The organism is Enterobacter sp. RHBSTW-00318 (genome assembly GCF_014101375.1).
Lineage (GTDB): Bacteria > Pseudomonadota > Gammaproteobacteria > Enterobacterales > Enterobacteriaceae > Enterobacter > Enterobacter ludwigii.
Window position 1 is genome coordinate 177,351 of record NZ_JABXQH010000001.1, and the last position, 15,975, is coordinate 193,325.

Consider the following 15,975-nt stretch of genomic DNA (forward strand, 5'->3'; position numbering starts at 1 on the left):
ATGAACACGCATCTCGCGGCGCCTCCCGCCCACCGTAGCCGCATGAGCCGCCTTACCGCACTGTTCTGGCGTAAGCCATCGCTTGGGCTGTTCCTGCTGCTGCTCGCGCCGCTAATGTGGTTTGGCATCGTTTATCTGGGATCGCTTCTCACGCTTTTATGGCAAGGGTTTTATACCTTTGACGATTTCACCATGGCGGTCACGCCGGACCTGACGTTTGCCAATATCCTGGCGCTTTTTAATCCGGCAAACTATGACATCATCCTGCGTACGCTGATGATGGCCATTGCGGTGACCATCGCCAGCGCTATCCTCGCGTTTCCGATGGCCTGGTACATGGCACGTTACACCCGCGGCAAGTGGAAGGCGTTCTTCTATATCGCCGTGATGCTGCCAATGTGGGCCAGCTATATTGTTAAAGCCTATGCCTGGACGCTGCTGCTGGCGAAAGACGGGGTGGCGCAGTGGTTTCTGAGCCACCTGGGGCTCGAGCCGATCCTGACCGCAATCCTTACGCTACCGGCCATTGGGGGAAACACGCTTTCCACCTCCGGGCTGGGGCGTTTTCTGGTGTTCGTCTATATCTGGCTGCCGTTTATGATCCTGCCGGTACAGGCGGCGCTGGAGCGGCTGCCCGCGTCGTTACTGCAGGCTTCAGCCGATCTCGGCGCGCGACCACGCCAGACTTTTCGTTACGTCGTTTTGCCGCTGGCAATCCCGGGCATTGCGGCAGGGTCAATCTTCACTTTTTCCCTGACGCTGGGCGATTTCATTGTTCCACAGCTGGTGGGGCCGCCGGGGTACTTTATTGGCAATATGGTCTATTCCCAGCAGGGCGCTATCGGCAATATGCCCATGGCCGCTGCCTTCACCCTGGTGCCAATTGTCCTCATCTCTCTTTATCTGGCGTTCGTGAAACGTCTGGGAGCATTCGATGCACTCTGAACGCGCACCGTTGTTCCTCAAAGTGGCAGCCTGGGGAGGCGTTATCTTCCTTCATTTCCCGCTGCTGATTATTGCGACCTACGCCTTTAACACCGAAGACGCCGCGTTCAGTTTTCCGCCGCAGGGGTTGACCTTGAAGTGGTTCACCGTGGCAGCGGGGCGTGGCGACATCATTGAATCAGTGACGTTGTCACTTCAAATCGCTGCGCTGTCGACGGCTATCGCGCTTGTGCTTGGCACGCTTGCTGCAGCAGCGCTGTGGCGAAGCGCGTTTTTTGGCAAAAATGCGATCTCGCTGTTGCTGCTGTTGCCGATTGCGTTACCGGGGATTATCACCGGTCTGGCGCTGTTGACGGCATTTAAAACCATTGACCTTGAGCCGGGTTTTTTCACCATCGTGGTCGGTCACGCCACGTTCTGCGTGGTGGTGGTGTTTAACAACGTGATTGCCCGTTTCAGACGCACCTCCTGGAGTCTGGTCGAGGCGTCAATGGATTTGGGAGCCGACGGCTGGCAAACCTTCCGTTACGTGGTCCTGCCGAATCTCGGTTCGGCGTTGCTGGCCGGGGGGATGCTGGCGTTTGCACTCTCGTTTGACGAAATCATCGTCACAACATTTACCGCGGGACACGAGCGCACGTTACCGCTGTGGTTGCTTAATCAGCTCGGGCGTCCGCGCGACGTGCCGGTCACCAACGTCGTTGCACTGCTGGTGATGCTGGTCACAACCCTACCCATTCTGGGAGCCTGGTGGCTAACCCGCGACGGCGAAAACAGTGCCGGAAGCGGGAAATAACATTGATTTCAACAGGACAATGCTATGCAAACACAACTGCTGATAAATGGTGAACTGGTCGCCGGGGACGGGGAAAAACAGCCGGTCTATAACCCTGCCACCGGAGAGGTACTTCTGGAGATTGCTGAAGCGTCAGCAGCGCAGGTCGACGCGGCGGTTCAGGCCGCCGATCGCGCATTCATTGAATGGGGACAAACCACGCCTAAAACGCGTGCCGAGTGTCTGCTGAAGCTGGCTGACGTGATTGAAGCCCACGGCGAAGAATTTGCCCGTCTCGAATCGCTCAATTGCGGTAAGCCGCTGCACTGTGCGTTGGGAGATGAAATTCCGGCTGTGGTCGACGTTTTCCGCTTCTTTGCCGGCGCCGCCCGCTGCCTGAACGGGCTGGCCGCCGGCGAATATCTTGACGGTCACACATCGATGATACGCCGCGATCCGGTGGGCGTGGTCGCCTCCATTGCGCCATGGAACTATCCGCTGATGATGGCGGCATGGAAGCTGGCACCCGCGCTGGCCGCGGGTAACTGTGTGGTGATCAAACCTTCGGAGATTACCCCACTGACGGCCCTCAAGCTGGCGGAACTGGCGAAAGACATCTTCCCGGCAGGCGTTCTGAACGTTCTGTTTGGCCGCGGAAAAACGGTCGGCGATCCGCTGACCGGCCACGAAAAGGTGCGTATGGTGTCGCTCACCGGTTCTATTGCCACCGGCGAACATATTATTGAACACACGGCGTCCTCGATTAAACGCACCCATATGGAGCTGGGCGGCAAAGCCCCGGTTATCGTTTTCGACGACGCCGATCTTGATGCGGTTGTTGACGGGGTACGTACTTTCGGTTTCTACAATGCCGGGCAGGATTGTACGGCAGCCTGTCGTATTTATGCGCAGAAAGGCGTTTATGCCGCGCTGGTGGAAAAAATGGGTGCCGCGGTGGCGAGCCTGAAGATGGGCGCGCCGGAGGAGGAAACCACCGAGCTGGGCCCGCTGAGTTCCGAAGCCCATCTTTCACGCGTCTGTAAGGCAGTTGATGAGGCTAAAGCCCTGAGCCATATTCGCGTGGTGACCGGCGGCAGCAAAAAAGAGGGGGCAGGCTACTATTTCCAGCCAACCCTTCTGGCAGGGGCAAAACAGGACGATGCTATCGTTCAGCGTGAAGTGTTTGGCCCGGTTGTAAGTGTCACCGAGTTTGATGACGAAGCGCAGGTGCTGGCATGGGCGAACGATTCGCAGTACGGCCTGGCGTCATCGGTCTGGACCCGCGATGTAGGGCGTGCCCACCGGATGAGCGCGCGTCTGCAGTACGGCTGCACCTGGGTTAATACCCATTTTATGCTGGTGAGCGAAATGCCGCACGGCGGGATGAAGTTATCCGGCTACGGCAAAGATATGTCGGTGTACGGCCTTGAAGATTATACCGTTGTTCGCCACGTGATGATAAAGCACTAAGCCCCCATGCCCGGTCGCATTCAGCGCCGGGCATTCTCTGCCTGCAGTACATATCCCATATTATTCAGGTGGTTATTCTGTAACGAAAAAACTTGATCTGTATCAACATATGACGCATATTGCGTGCGGTTATTTTTTCGGCTCTGGTAAACAGAATGACGTTGTATCAAAAGATGTTGGTTTTTTACGCAATCATGGCTTCTGTCTGTGCATTAATTACCTGGTTCCTCTCTAAAGACCGCAAACGTATCCGACTGCTCAGTGCTTTTCTGGTGGGGTCAACCTGGCCAATGAGCTTTCCCGTTGCGCTGTTGATCTCGCTTTTCTGAAGCACGCTTCCCGTTTTAAAAGATGAACATAGCATTCCAGACACGAAGACTGTATAAATACACAGTGAATCGTTAAAGGAGTGCTTATGAACAGTTTTTACTCGCAGCAGGCCGGCTGCGTTGTGCGCTGGCACGATCTTCCCGGCTCTGGCGATCCTGTGGTGTTTATTCACGGGTTAGGCTGCGCCTCTTCTTATGAATATCCTCGTATCGTCTCTGACGCCCGGTTTGGTGCGCGCAGAGCCATTCTTATCGATCTCCCGGGCAGCGGTTACAGCGACAAACCCGTGCAGTATCGTTATCGCACCAGCGAGCAGGCGCGAGTGGTGGCTGAACTGTTGGACCATCTCAAACTCAATAGCTTCTGGCTATATGGTCATAGTATGGGTGGCAGCATTGCTATCGAGGCAGCAGGACTGATGGCGCCACGCGTAAAAGGGTTGATGGTGTCGGAACCCAATTTTCACGCCGGAGGTGGCATGTTCAGCCGCTCTATTGCTGCACAGACGGAACAACAGTTCCTGGCGCAGGGGTATGATGCGCTGCTCAGTGCAGAAACCTCACCCTGGGCGGGCAGTCTGCAAAGCAATGCGCCGTATGCCGTGTGGCGTGGCGCGTCCAGCCTGGTGGAAGGGGTAGAGCCGGAATGGGAGGTTCAGTTTTTGTCTCTGCGCTGTCCGGTGACGTTGATTTTCGGCGAGTGGTCTCTACCTGATGATGATGTGGACTCTCTGCAAAAGCGGGGCGTTGAGGTGAAAATCATCCCAGCGGCCGGACACTCCATGTCATGGGAAAATCCGTCGGCACTGGCGCAGACGTTAGCAGAGTGTATGACCACGACCTGAAAGGATAGCCCGCATCTCTGCGGGCCAGGAGCGCTAACGTAACAGGGCTTGTAAGGCCTGGCGTGCGGCAGGCTGTACATCGTGCGGGTGGTGGAAATCGATGTTCTCTATTGCCCGGCTATAGAGGGCGACCAGCCAGTCATAGACATACACCGTTGCCGCATGTACGGGTTGTTCTCCCAGACGCGTCAGGCGCGGCGCGGTACTGTTGACCACCGGTGTGACAAAGATTGCCTGGCCTTTACGGATGCGGCTCGCCGGGCGTGCCTCTGCGGGTGTCCGATCGTAGCCCAGCCAGCCAATGAAGTTGCCCATTACGGCATGCAGTTGAGCAGCGCTGCTCTTGTCGGTTTCAACGATGTTCTGCAACTGCTGCGGCAGGTTCAGTCGGTAGCTGGCCACCACCAGAACGTCGGCAATTTGCTGCAAAACAGCGGGTTCCAGCCCAAGGCGCGCGGCAGTGGCATCGTTGCGGCTCCACTGGCGCAGATGGTTTATCCAGACTTTATGCGCCAGGCGAGCTTTGTCTTTGGTCTGGAATGGACTGGCGTTCTCCTGGGCATGCTCGGCAAACAGGTCAATGGTATCCGTAAACAGTCCGTTCACCTGCTCCTCGCGGGGCTGCTGAACGGCCAGCAGGGTTTCAAAGGCTTTAAGCGGCGGCAGAAGACCTTCAAGCAGTTCACCGTGGCGGGCGGCGGAGCTTTGCAGAACGCGCACCATGTTTTCGGCCTGAGTTCGTCTGGCGCCGGGTTCCTCAACCAGCGGTGCCAGATACCCCTTCATCAGGGCCGAGAGTTCCTGGCGCAGCATTGCTTTCAGCGTGCTAAGACGCTTCTGTCGCTGAGCGGATAACGTGGCCTGAGACAACCACTCGATCACGCGCTGCATGCTGTGGCTGTCCAGCGCCTGCAGTGTCCCCCAGCGCACACCCGGTTTGCCCAACAGGTGCTGTACCGTTTCATCAAGGTTCTGACGGGTGGTAAAACGTGCGTCGTGAGGCGTAATCGCCCACACCAGCCCCGGCAGGGCGGATTCTTCAACAGGCTGAGTCTCTTTGACCCAGTTCATCAGCACCCGGGCTTTTTTAGCCGTTTGCTCGTGCTGGGCTGTCGCATTGCAGATAACAAGCACGTCCGGTTGCAGCTGCTGGCGATAATGCTCCAGCAACCACTGGCATTTAGCCTGGTTCAGTGTATCGGCGCTGTTATCTGAAAAGACCGGAATATCAATAATATCGACATTATCCAGGGCGCTGCTTTCGACCGGCAAGACCAGCTCACGCGTCAGGAAGGCGAGCGTATCGACAGGGATACTGATGGCGTTAAGCATCTCGCCGTTGTTCAGCGGATGAAGCAGCGTCTCCTGGGACTCCGGAAGGGTAAAGGTGCCGTGAGTCAGGAACCCTTCGCCCGGCAGCCCGAAGTTATCGACCAGCAGGCTGAGCGGGGCGGCGAGTGCTCCGGCATGGCTGGTCTGATGCAGGACATGAGCGAGCTTTAACCACTGCTGGGTCAACTCCTGTTGCTCACCCCACAGCAGCGACCAGACGCTGGCACGCGTGCTGAGATCGAGCGAAGGGACCAGCTGTGCAAACTGATGCCACAGGGCATCATCAATTTGCTGTTTCGCGGCAGGTACTGAGCTTTGCCAGAAGCGGGCGATGGCACCCACGTCCTGAGCCGTAATACCAGGAACGCCCTGCGGCTGGCGCAGGCCACGCCACTTCTCCAGGCGCGTCTCAATGACCGCTTTATCCACGGCGCGGATGTCCGGCTGCAGCGTGGTGCGGGCGATAAACAGCTGCACCAGCTCTGCCTCTGTCACCAGGCTCAGGCGCAGCGGGAACGCCTCATCCATCACCTCTGTATTTCCGCGGGTGAACCGCACGGCCATGTTGGTCAGGGCATGTCCCGGATTAATGTGCGAAAAATAGTCAAATGTACGCTGGCCTGGCGTAACGTTCAGGCGGCCATTACCGCTGCCGCACAGCGATAAAAGCAGATGCGCTTTTGCACTCTGAGAATGACCGTAAAGTCCAATACTGCCCGGGCGTGACAGGGCGCGGTCAATGGCCTGCTCCCGTGCCTGCGTCGCGTTGATGCGCGCAAGAAGGGCATCGGCCTCGTTATCCAGCACTGGGGCGTTCAGGCGCGTCTCATTTATCCACCCGATTAAGGCCTGAGTGGTGGTCATCGTCGCAGTCATTTCAGGTATACGCTCCCGCTGTCGATCCAGTAGTGGCTGCCGCTATGACGGCGATCGGCCAGAGTATTCAGTTTGAAGGTTAAAGCATCAGGCGGAACCGGCGTCCCGTCCTGCAACCAGGCATCGCTCAGCGCGAAGGATTCAGGCCCCTCATGCTTATTGCCGCCGCAAAGTTTGAGCCGCACGTTCAGCACGCCGTCACCCGCAATCGCTTTGGCCAGTTCGGCCGAGTTGATGCTAAGCGTATAGAGCGGCGTTGCCGGCCAGCGCGCGTTCGCCAGCTGGCGGAAACCGAGCGTCACATTTCCGCGCAGCGGGAAGTGCAGACGAGCGTCGAGTTTCGCACCCGGTTTATCCAGGTCGATATCCTGATACCAGACGTTTTCTTCACGCAGGGTGTTTACGGTGTTATCCAGGACGCCCAGATAGCGAACAGTCGAATATGCACCGATATCCGCGGCTTTAAAGTTAAAGCGCGGCAGTCGCAGGTCAAGCGCCAGGCTGCAAAGCATCGCGCCGACGGCGGCGGTCGATTTTGGATTACCAATGCGTCCTTGCTGGCTGAACGGGTACCATTCATGAACCTGGTATTTATCCAGCCAGACGATGCGATTAACCGGCACCGGCTGCAGATGGCGAATAAGCGCCTGAACGCCAGGCAGGCAGCCCGGACGCCCCGTGATCAGCAGAATATCGCAGCTGTAATGTGAAATGGCCTCGCACACCGCATGCAGGGGTGACGCCAGCGTGAACTGGCCTGCCAGCATCGCATCCTGCATTTCACGGAAATTCACGTGCAGCGGAACGGCAAACAGATCGAAGGCTTCTGAACCTGCCGGCAAGGCATGATCGACGGCCTGTTGCAGATAATTCATCACGTTGCGGGTCGGTTTCTGCGACAGCAGATCGCCAAAGGTGGCATGCAAGCCTGCCAGCGGATCGTCGATGTCGCTGGATTCCCACGCGGCAAGGATGGCGTGACCAATCGGCATAAAGAGCTGAAGCGCCGTTTGCTGGCGCAATACCGCCTGGGTATCGATACGTCCTGAGTCACCAAACAGCGAGGCCATCAGCAGAGAGGCATCGGCGATGCCGGACTTCTGCAGCTGGGTTTGCAGGGCGGGTAACACATAGCGCTGGATGACGTCCAGCAGGGTGTCGTCACCGGCCACTTTAAACCCTTCGCGGAACAGCAGCTGCGGCGTGATTTTGACGTTGTTACCGGAGCCGTCATCCAGCTGATAATGGGTGATCGCCATGTCGGTTGTGCCACCGCCAATGTCGATAGAGGCGACACGCAGCGAGCGCCCCGGCTGAACGTCTGGTTCAGGTTCACGATCCGGGCGGGCGAGGGAGGCGAAGAACGCTTCCGTCTGACCACCAAAATGTGAAATCGCTTCGTTGTATAGCCACACCAGTTGACCACAGCTGGCCTCGTCCCACTCCATCTGGATTGCAGGTACCGGCACCACGCTTTTTTCCTGGTGCTTACGGGTGGCAAAATCGTCGTCCTGCGGGTGCCAGCCCATCGCTTTCCAGACGATAGCGATCGCTTCGAACATGCGGCGACGGAAGATCTCGCGTTCCTGCTTCGGCATCGCCGAGGGCAGGGTCAGGATCAGCGTACGCAGCTGGCGTGGCGAGGCCGGAAAGCCCAGACGCAGGCGCGTGGCAACGCTGTTGATCTGCCCCAGCGCCTGTGCCAGCAGTTCGCACAGCATATGCGTCATCAGCGTGCTGCGGCTGTACTGCGGGGAGAAAACCGGCAGTCGCTCGTCCTGCGGCAGCGTAAAGAGTGGTTCACCGTCATCGTTCATCAGGTTCATCAGCGGGAACGCGGTCGCCAGCGGTTCGCGCTGGGTTTTGCTGTTCATCTGGCTAAAGCGCCAGTCCTGGACCACCGGGGTTTCATCCCACAGGTAGCGACGCGGGCTGGATATACCGCTGTTACCTTCCGTGCCCAGACGGCGCGTAGCCAGTTTGCGGGCTTCATCGCCCACGCGGACAATAGACGGCCAGACAAAGGCATCTTCACGCCCACTTTCCACCGAGAAGTGCTGCTTGCCAAAACGCGCTTCTGAAAACTCCAGACGACTGGTAAACAGCGGCTCATTGAGGAACTGTGGTTCGCTTAACGAGCGCACCTGCAGTTCGGCCGTCTGGCGCAGACCGTCGTTCGCATCACCGTGATCTTCAATAATAACGCCGCAGGTATGGGTATTCCCGACGTCGAGGATCAGGTCGACCGGAATAGCCGGCGTACTGAGGGTATGGGTGACAAATTTCACTTCCGGCACGGTAAGCTGTTCACCGAGCATGGACAGCAGGTTGAGCCAGTGTGCCTGGTACTCAAAGCTGCGCATTGCCTGCTGCAGGTCGCGTTCCGCGCGGTTTTCAACGTCGGTCGCATAGTGGGTAAACGCCTCGCGCAGCCAGCCGTCAATCCAGGTCTGGTCGAGGAAGCTTTCCACCTCATCGTCACGCCACGCCAGTCCGAAACGGGTGCCGTTGAGAATGTCATTTTCAACCGGGGACAGCGCGGCAGTAGCATGCTCTGCAATCTGGCTGTCGAGAGCGAGCGTGACGCGGTGTGTATTACCTGCCGCATCAGGCGTTTCAAGTTTACGCACCTGGACACGCGCCCAGTTATCCGGCCCGTCAACAAAGGTACGTGGCGGATTGAAGCGCAGGAAGGGAATGGGGAGCCAGACGCCATCCAGCACCGTCAGAGACTGATGCAGTGGGATCGTGGTTTCCGGTTTCACCACTTCAGGCTGTCCGCCGTTCAATCCCGGCAGCGTGTAACGCCCGTTGACGAGATCGAAATCGAGACGCAGAAGCGGACCGTTGGCGGTTTTACGTACGAAGCGCCCGTTGCTGGCGGTGTCCTGCGGAGTCAGGCCAAAATCGAGGAATTGCACGCCGCTGTTGGCAATAAGCGTGACGCTCTGTTTATAGTCGCAAAGATTTACCAGCATAGGGTCAGGCACCTGCTTTCTTGAACGTCAGTGGAACGACGGTTTTGGCATCATAACGGGCATTACATTCAGCGACATCGCTGGTACCTGCTTTACAGGCAACTTCCGGCATCGGGTAGCGTGAACCGTCTGTGCAGCGGGCATTACCGCGACTCTTAATCATCAGTTCGCCATTGCTGTGCAGCCCGGAGAAAACCTCCACGCGGCAGACAACATTGTCACCGTGAACAACACGAGCGAAGCCTTTATTGTTCTGGATCTGATAGCGCAGCGACGGTGGTTTTCCGGTAATCGGATCTTTCACGTCGAGGATCGCACGCCATGTTCCGTTCAGAAAACGCGTCGACCCCGCTTTCACCTGGTTTGCTTCCATGACCATGGCGTCTTTCGGGATCGCCGCAATCACAACCGGCGCAGGCGCTGGGGCGGCAACGGGAGCCGGCTCTTTTTCTTTGCTCGCGACCACCTCTGCCTGATGCAGCGGTAATTTCATCGGCAGTGGCTCAACGGCTTTAATCGGCTTTGGCGCAATGGCGACAGGTTCAGGGGCAACGACAGCCACTGGCCCGGCAGAAGGGGCCTGTTTTGGCCACAGCAACGGGGTGGCAATCGCGGCAACGATCACGGCGGCAACCGGAAGCGTCCACAGGGGAACGCGGCGTTTTTTGGCTACGATCGCAGGCTCTGGCTCGGGTTCTTCTACAGGTGGCATAGTGACCGGCGCAGGTTCAGGCGTATACAGTTCGTCCGGCGTGATGCGCACCACCGTGGCCGGGGCGATCAGCGGTTCATCGGCCTGTTCAAAGGTCAGGACTGGGGTCGGTTCCGGCTCGGGTTCAGGGTCTTCAATGACAATCGGGGCTGGCTCAGGGATCAGCGATTCACGTAAACAGTCGAGTACGTCGTCACGTGCATTCTCATTGAGGTTTACAAACCCCCAGAAGCTTATGACCGGCTTTCCATCAACCAGGAAAAGGAAATTTTCGCCGGGAAACTGAAATGCTTTCGACAGCAGGGAGCCGAAAAGCTGTTGCGCTGTTTTTGGCGACTGCAGGCACTTCTTACTCAGCGATTCACCGCTGGCCAGCGTATTTTCCAGATAGCGCAGGGCGCGATAACGATCGTCTTCGTTGGCCGCTTTCCAGCTGGTTACACTACCGTCGACCGGCGAATACCAGTCGACACGGTCGCCACCATCATTGACCTGCGGAATAGCCAGACAGTCGACAATCGCCTGTTGTTTGCGTAACCGGAGCGCTTCCCGGATTTGTAACGCTGATTCAAAAACGGCTTGTCCGCCGCCGCCAACGGCCTGAAAGTCATCCAGATTACCGCTGCGTAAAAGAGTTTTTGCCACGATTTGATCCCATATACTTCTTCACACCGTTACTTTAACGAAATCGGGAAGCAACCAAACGGAGGAAGAGACGCCAAAAGGGACGATTTCTTGTGGCATAGAAAGGTGCGGTTGTGCTTGACGAATAATGGCACTTAAGGCAAATCAACCTCTGGCACACTGGCTGTAAAACCAGCGGAAAACGTTGCTTTAGAATAACCTGATAGTGATTCGTTATTTGCCAGGTTATAGCGGCTGTGCTGTTATTACAGTCCAATATAATAAAACTGCCAGGGTTATAACCATGTCTACAGGGAAAACGCTGCTCGCCCTCGCGCTGAGCACTCTCTTACCAGCAGGTGCCGCATGGGCGGCGAATAATGACACCATCATTTATTGCTCTGAAGCATCACCGGAGTCTTTCAACCCGCAGATCGCCAGCTCAGGCCCGTCATTCGTGGCCAGCTCTCAGGTCCTGTATAACCGCCTGATCAATTTCGACCCGGTGAAAAACACCCCGGTACCGTCGCTGGCAGAGTCCTGGACAATTTCCCCGGACGGTAAGACTTATACCTTTACGCTGCGTAAAGGGGTCAAGTTCAACAGCAATAAATACTTCAAGCCGACCCGTGATTTTAATGCGGATGACGTTATTTTTTCCGTCATGCGTCAGAAAGACCCTAAGCATCCTTATCACAATGTCTCGCAGGGTAATTACGAATACTTTAATGATGTAGGCCTGGACAAGCTGATTCAGGACGTCAAAAAGGTTGATGATTATCACGTGCAGTTTACGCTGAGCGAACCAAACGCCGCATTCCTTGCTGACTGGGGGATGGATTTCGCCTCTATTCTTTCCGCTGAATACGCTGACGCGATGCTGAAAAAAGGGACGCCTGAGAATGTCGATACCTGGCCGATTGGTACCGGGCCGTACGTTCTGCAACAGTACAAAGTGGATTCGCTGATCCGCTACGTCGCTAACCCGAACTACTGGGAAGGTGCGGTTCCGACGAAACACCTTATTTTCTCCATCACGCCAAACGTAGAAACGCGTCTGGCGAAGCTGCAGACCAACGAATGCCAGATCATTCCGGCGCCGTCACCGGTTCAGTTTGATGTTATTAACAAAAATAAAGACCTGAAGCTGCACGCCGTGGAGGCGTTGAACGTGGGGTATCTGGCGTTCAATACCGAGAAAAAACCGTTTGATAACGTGCTGGTGCGTCAGGCCCTGAACTATGCGACGGACAAAAAAGCCATCGTGAATGCGGTCTTTATGGGTTCCGGTACGGTGGCGAAATCCCCCATTCCGCCGAATATGCTGGGCTTTAATAACGATCTGAAGGACTACAGCTACGATCCTGAAAAAGCGAAAGCTTTGTTGAAACAGGCCGGTCTGGAGAAGGGTGCGGACGTGACGCTGTGGTCAATGCCTGTGCAGCGTCCGTATAACCCTAACTCGAAGCGTATTGCGGAGATGATTCAGAGCGACTGGGCGAAAGTCGGCGTGAAGGCCAAAATTGTCTCTTACGAGTGGGGCGAGTATCTCTCCGGTATGCGTAAAGGGGAGCATGATTCCGCGCTGTTTGGCTGGATGTCCGATAACGGCGACCCGGATAACTTTGCTGATGTACTACTGGGATGCGACAGCATCAAAACTGGATCGAACGCCGCGCGCTGGTGCGATAAGGGGTATGATGATCTGGTCAAGAAAGCCAAACTGACCAGCAACCCGGGTGAGCGTGCAAAACTCTACAGCCAGGCGCAGGAGATCTTCTATGCCCAGGCACCGTGGATTGCGCTGGCGAACGGCAAAACGTTCTACGCCACCCGCAGCAACGTAACGGGGTACAGCGTGAGCCTGATGGGCAGCGATTTCTCCAAAGCGAAACTGAACTGACATTTTTCCCGGCAGGCACCGCGCCTGCCGGGCATCTGACAAGGAGTGACAATGTCACATTTAAATGAAGTTATCGCCCGTGTCGATAACGCCATCGAAGAGGGAGTGATTAGCCGAATGAATGAACTGCTGATCGAACTGAGCGACGACGCAGCGTTAAGCCGTGAAGATCGCTACAGTCAGCAGCAGCGTCTGCGTACCGCGATTGCACATCACGGTAAGCAACATAAAGAAGAGATGGACGCCCGTCAGGAATTGCTGACCAAAGGCGGTACGATACTGTAGCGGTGAGCCGGGGGTCAGAACTGGCGTCTCGCGACCAGCCACGCCCCGACCACCAGCATTACGGCACCGCACACCGGGCCAATCAGCGCGCGCAAGGGGATGCCATTGCTTCTGAGTACATCCATTACCAGCCCGCCAATCAACTGGCTTGCCACCAGCACGGCGATGGTTGTCGCTGCGCCAACATTTTGATAGCCGCTGATACTGGCAAAAACAAAAAACGACCCTAACAGCCCCGGGATCAACGTCCACCAGCGGATCGTTGAGGCCAGCTCGCTAAATCCGGCGAAGCCCTGTTTTAGCAGCAGAATGCTGACAAACAGCACAATGCCAACCAGCGAATTCAGTAGCATCGCGATAAGAATGGTCGAGGAGGACTGAGTGATGCGCACCATTAAGGTGTTTTGCACCACCAGGCCAATTCCCGCCGCCACCAGAAAAGCCAGCGTCAGAGATTGATTCATGAGATAGCATCCGGATCGCTGCGCTCATCAAGCTGCAACTGCATAAAGGTCAGATCCAGCCAGCGGCCAAACTTCGTGCCCACCTGCGGCATCTGGCCGGTGGTCACAAAACCGAGCGTCTCATGAAGATGAATAGAGGCCTGGTTTTGCGCCTCAATGCCCGCCACCATGACGTGTTTGCCGAGGGTCCGCGCTTCAATAATCAGCGCGTTCATCAGCGTGCGGCCAATACCTTTGCCCTGATGATCCGGATGAACGTAGACAGAATGCTCTACCGTATGCCGGAAACCGTCAAAGGCGCGCCAGTCGCCAAACGAGGCGTAGCCGGTGATAACGCCATTCTCTTCACTCACCAGCACCGGGTAGCCTGCGAGGGCACGCGCCTCAAACCAGGCAATGCGGTTATCCGTATCGACGGTTTTATCATTCCAGATCGCGGCAGTATGCAGCACCGCGTGGTTGTAAATCTCCCCAATAGCGGCGCAGTCTTCTTTGCAGGCATGACGAACGATCATGTTTGAACCTCTGAGTGTGTTGTTCACTATAGTATTACGTTATGAGTACGATATTACACAACTGTACAGACGGATAGCTATGACATAAGCCAGATTTTTTTGTTATCAAAACCGCGTTGAAATGCCGTTCATACACTATAGTATGACGTCATGAATACTATGGCAGACACAATGAATCAAAGGATTAGCGCGCGAATTCGCCTTGAACGCGAGTCGCGAGGATGGTCATTAAGCGAGCTTGCTGACCGGGCCGGCGTCTCGCGCGCCATGATCCACAAGATAGAGCGCGGGGACAGCAGCCCGACGGCGACCTTGCTCGCGCGGTTATCCGGCGCGTTTGGCATCAGCATGTCAACGCTGATCGCCAGAGCCGAAATGCAGGAAGGAAAGCTGCTGCGTCTGGAAAACCAGCCCGTCTGGCGTGACCCTCAGACACACTACCTCCGCCGCCACGTTTCACCCCGCACCGATCTGCCCATCGATCTTGTTCAGGTTGAGCTGCCGGCGGCAAGCGATGTCCCTATGCCCGCCTCGTCGTATGCGCTGGCGCGCCAGCTTATCTGGCTGCAGTCTGGCGAACTGGTTTTCCAGGAGGGCGATACCCGTCATGAAATGCACGCCGGTGATTGCCTGGAACTGGGGCCGCCCAACGACTGCCGGTTCATTAATGAGACGAATGAAACCTGTATCTATCTGGTTGTGCGGCTTAACCAGTCTGGCTCGTAAAGTTAAAGCGTTTACGCCGATCATGAGCCAGGCTCTAATGACATTTGTACCAGAAGGAGTTCCTGATGAATCAATCTGTTTCGCAAAATCGCCGCTGGGTTCTGGCTTCTCGTCCGCACGGTGCGCCGGTCGCGGAGAATTTTCGTCTGGAAGAGCAGCCTGTTCCTGAACCTCAGGCAGGACAGCTTTTGCTGCGCACGGTCTGGCTGTCGCTTGATCCTTACATGCGTGGCCGCATGAGTGATGCACCTTCCTATTCACCGCCAGTGGAAATTGGGGCGGTCATGGTGGGGGGAACGGTCAGCCGCGTTGAGCAGTCAAATCATCCGGACTATACGCCGGGTGAGTGGGTGCTGGGCTATAGCGGCTGGCAGGAGTATGCAATTTCAGACGGCAGCGGCCTGGTGAAACTGGGCGATAATATTTCTCACCCCTCGTGGGCGCTGGGCATTCTGGGTATGCCAGGGTTTACCGCCTATATGGGGCTACTGGACATCGGCCAGCCTAAAGCCGGTGAAACGCTGGTGGTTGCGGCGGCGACGGGGCCGGTTGGTGCGACGGTCGGGCAGATCGGTAAAATCAAAGGTTGCCGGGTGATCGGCGTTGCCGGTGGTGCAGAAAAATGCCGCCATGCCGTTGAGGTGCTCGGGTTTGACCAGTGCCTGGATCACCATGCCGATGACTTCGCGGCCCAGCTGGAAAAGGCCTGCCCGAAAGGGATTGATGTCTATTATGAAAACGTCGGCGGGAAAGTCTTTGACGCCGTGTTGCCCTTACTGAACACCTCGGCGCGCGTACCGGTATGTGGTCTGGTGAGCGGTTACAATGCGACGGGTCTGCCGGAAGGGCCGGATCGTTTGCCGTTATTGATGGCGACGATTCTGAAGAAACGGATTCGTATGCAGGGGTTTATCATCGCTCAGGACTACGGCCATCGCATCAAGGAGTTCCAGGATGAGATGGGGCGCTGGGTGCAGGAAGGCAAAATTCACTACCGTGAGCAGGTTACAGACGGCCTGGAGAATGCGCCTGAGGCGCTGATTGGCCTTCTTGAAGGAAAAAACTTCGGCAAAGTCGTGATTCGCGTCGCGGGTGACAATAAATAATCTAAAATATGGCGGGGTTTCCCGCCATATTTATTTGTGAAGATACGATATATTGTCTTTAATTAACTGGACATGGCTTTTCGCGCCTTC

The 15,975-nt window shown here is 56.4% G+C and carries 14 protein-coding genes; 9 read left to right on the forward strand and 5 right to left on the reverse strand.

From position 1 onward, the window contains the following. The 5 genes from HV157_RS00975 (at position 1) to HV157_RS00995 (ending at position 4,364) form a co-directional block, all read left to right on the forward strand. Positions 1 to 945, forward strand: a complete 945-nt coding sequence (locus tag HV157_RS00975; RefSeq protein ID WP_063214368.1) for an ABC transporter permease — start codon at positions 1 to 3, stop codon at positions 943 to 945. Further along, positions 935 to 1,741 (forward strand): ABC transporter permease, encoded by an 807-nt coding sequence (locus tag HV157_RS00980; protein WP_032680927.1) that lies wholly within the window; start codon positions 935 to 937, stop codon positions 1,739 to 1,741. Before HV157_RS00975 ends, HV157_RS00980 begins: the two co-directional genes overlap by 11 nt. A 24-nt stretch (positions 1,742 to 1,765) precedes the next feature. Continuing rightward, positions 1,766 to 3,190 carry an aminobutyraldehyde dehydrogenase gene (gene patD, locus HV157_RS00985; protein ID WP_182268620.1) on the forward strand — a complete coding sequence of 475 codons (1,425 nt, stop codon included), beginning with the start codon at positions 1,766 to 1,768 and terminating at the stop codon, positions 3,188 to 3,190. A 155-nt stretch (positions 3,191 to 3,345) separates the two neighbouring features. Next, positions 3,346 to 3,519 (forward strand): GhoT/OrtT family toxin, encoded by a 174-nt coding sequence (locus tag HV157_RS00990; protein WP_032670341.1) that lies wholly within the window; start codon positions 3,346 to 3,348, stop codon positions 3,517 to 3,519. An 86-nt stretch (positions 3,520 to 3,605) separates the two neighbouring features. After that, positions 3,606 to 4,364, forward strand: a complete 759-nt coding sequence (locus tag HV157_RS00995; RefSeq protein WP_020884021.1) for an alpha/beta hydrolase — start codon at positions 3,606 to 3,608, stop codon at positions 4,362 to 4,364. 33 nt (positions 4,365 to 4,397) lie between these two features. Here the strand turns inward: HV157_RS00995 and HV157_RS01000 are convergent, their stop codons facing one another. Genes HV157_RS01000 through HV157_RS01010 form a run of 3 tightly spaced genes read right to left on the reverse strand, consistent with a single transcriptional unit; the run spans position 4,398 to position 10,907 of the window. Next, positions 4,398 to 6,572 carry a virulence factor SrfC family protein gene (locus tag HV157_RS01000; RefSeq protein ID WP_182268619.1) on the reverse strand — a complete coding sequence of 725 codons (2,175 nt, stop codon included), beginning with the start codon at positions 6,570 to 6,572 and terminating at the stop codon, positions 4,398 to 4,400. After that, a complete protein-coding gene (locus HV157_RS01005) occupies positions 6,569 to 9,550 on the reverse strand; it encodes a virulence factor SrfB (RefSeq protein ID WP_182268618.1) in 2,982 nt (993 codons plus the stop codon). Before HV157_RS01005 ends, HV157_RS01000 begins: the two co-directional genes overlap by 4 nt. A gap of 4 nt (positions 9,551 to 9,554) precedes the next feature. Further along, positions 9,555 to 10,907 (reverse strand): SrfA family protein, encoded by a 1,353-nt coding sequence (locus HV157_RS01010; RefSeq protein WP_182268617.1) that lies wholly within the window; start codon positions 10,905 to 10,907, stop codon positions 9,555 to 9,557. A 283-nt stretch (positions 10,908 to 11,190) separates the two neighbouring features. Between HV157_RS01010 and HV157_RS01015 the strand changes: the two genes are divergently transcribed. Together HV157_RS01015 and HV157_RS01020 are read left to right on the forward strand one after the other, a co-directional pair. After that, entirely contained in the window at positions 11,191 to 12,789 is a 1,599-nt protein-coding gene (locus tag HV157_RS01015; protein WP_025204114.1) for an ABC transporter substrate-binding protein, read from the forward strand. 51 nt (positions 12,790 to 12,840) lie between these two features. Continuing rightward, positions 12,841 to 13,074, forward strand: coding sequence for a YdcY family protein (locus HV157_RS01020; RefSeq protein WP_182268616.1), 234 nt, complete (start codon positions 12,841 to 12,843; stop codon positions 13,072 to 13,074). Positions 13,075 to 13,088: 14 nt separating this feature from the next. On the opposite strand, the gene HV157_RS01025 is transcribed toward HV157_RS01020, so the two are convergent. Both HV157_RS01025 and HV157_RS01030 read right to left on the reverse strand, forming a co-directional pair. After that, a complete protein-coding gene (locus HV157_RS01025) occupies positions 13,089 to 13,538 on the reverse strand; it encodes a DMT family transporter (RefSeq protein ID WP_014170257.1) in 450 nt (149 codons plus the stop codon). After that, positions 13,535 to 14,053 (reverse strand): GNAT family N-acetyltransferase, encoded by a 519-nt coding sequence (locus HV157_RS01030; protein ID WP_020884028.1) that lies wholly within the window; start codon positions 14,051 to 14,053, stop codon positions 13,535 to 13,537. Before HV157_RS01030 ends, HV157_RS01025 begins: the two co-directional genes overlap by 4 nt. Before the next feature lie 150 nt (positions 14,054 to 14,203). Here HV157_RS01030 and HV157_RS01035 point away from each other — a divergent pair, with 150 nt between their 5' ends. Then, on the forward strand, positions 14,204 to 14,779 hold the full coding sequence (locus HV157_RS01035) for a helix-turn-helix domain-containing protein (RefSeq protein ID WP_182268615.1): 576 nt from the start codon (positions 14,204 to 14,206) through the stop codon (positions 14,777 to 14,779). Between the two features lie 65 nt (positions 14,780 to 14,844). Beyond that, positions 14,845 to 15,885, forward strand: coding sequence for an NADP-dependent oxidoreductase (locus HV157_RS01040; RefSeq protein ID WP_047356436.1), 1,041 nt, complete (start codon positions 14,845 to 14,847; stop codon positions 15,883 to 15,885). Positions 15,886 to 15,975: the final 90 nt, after the last annotated feature.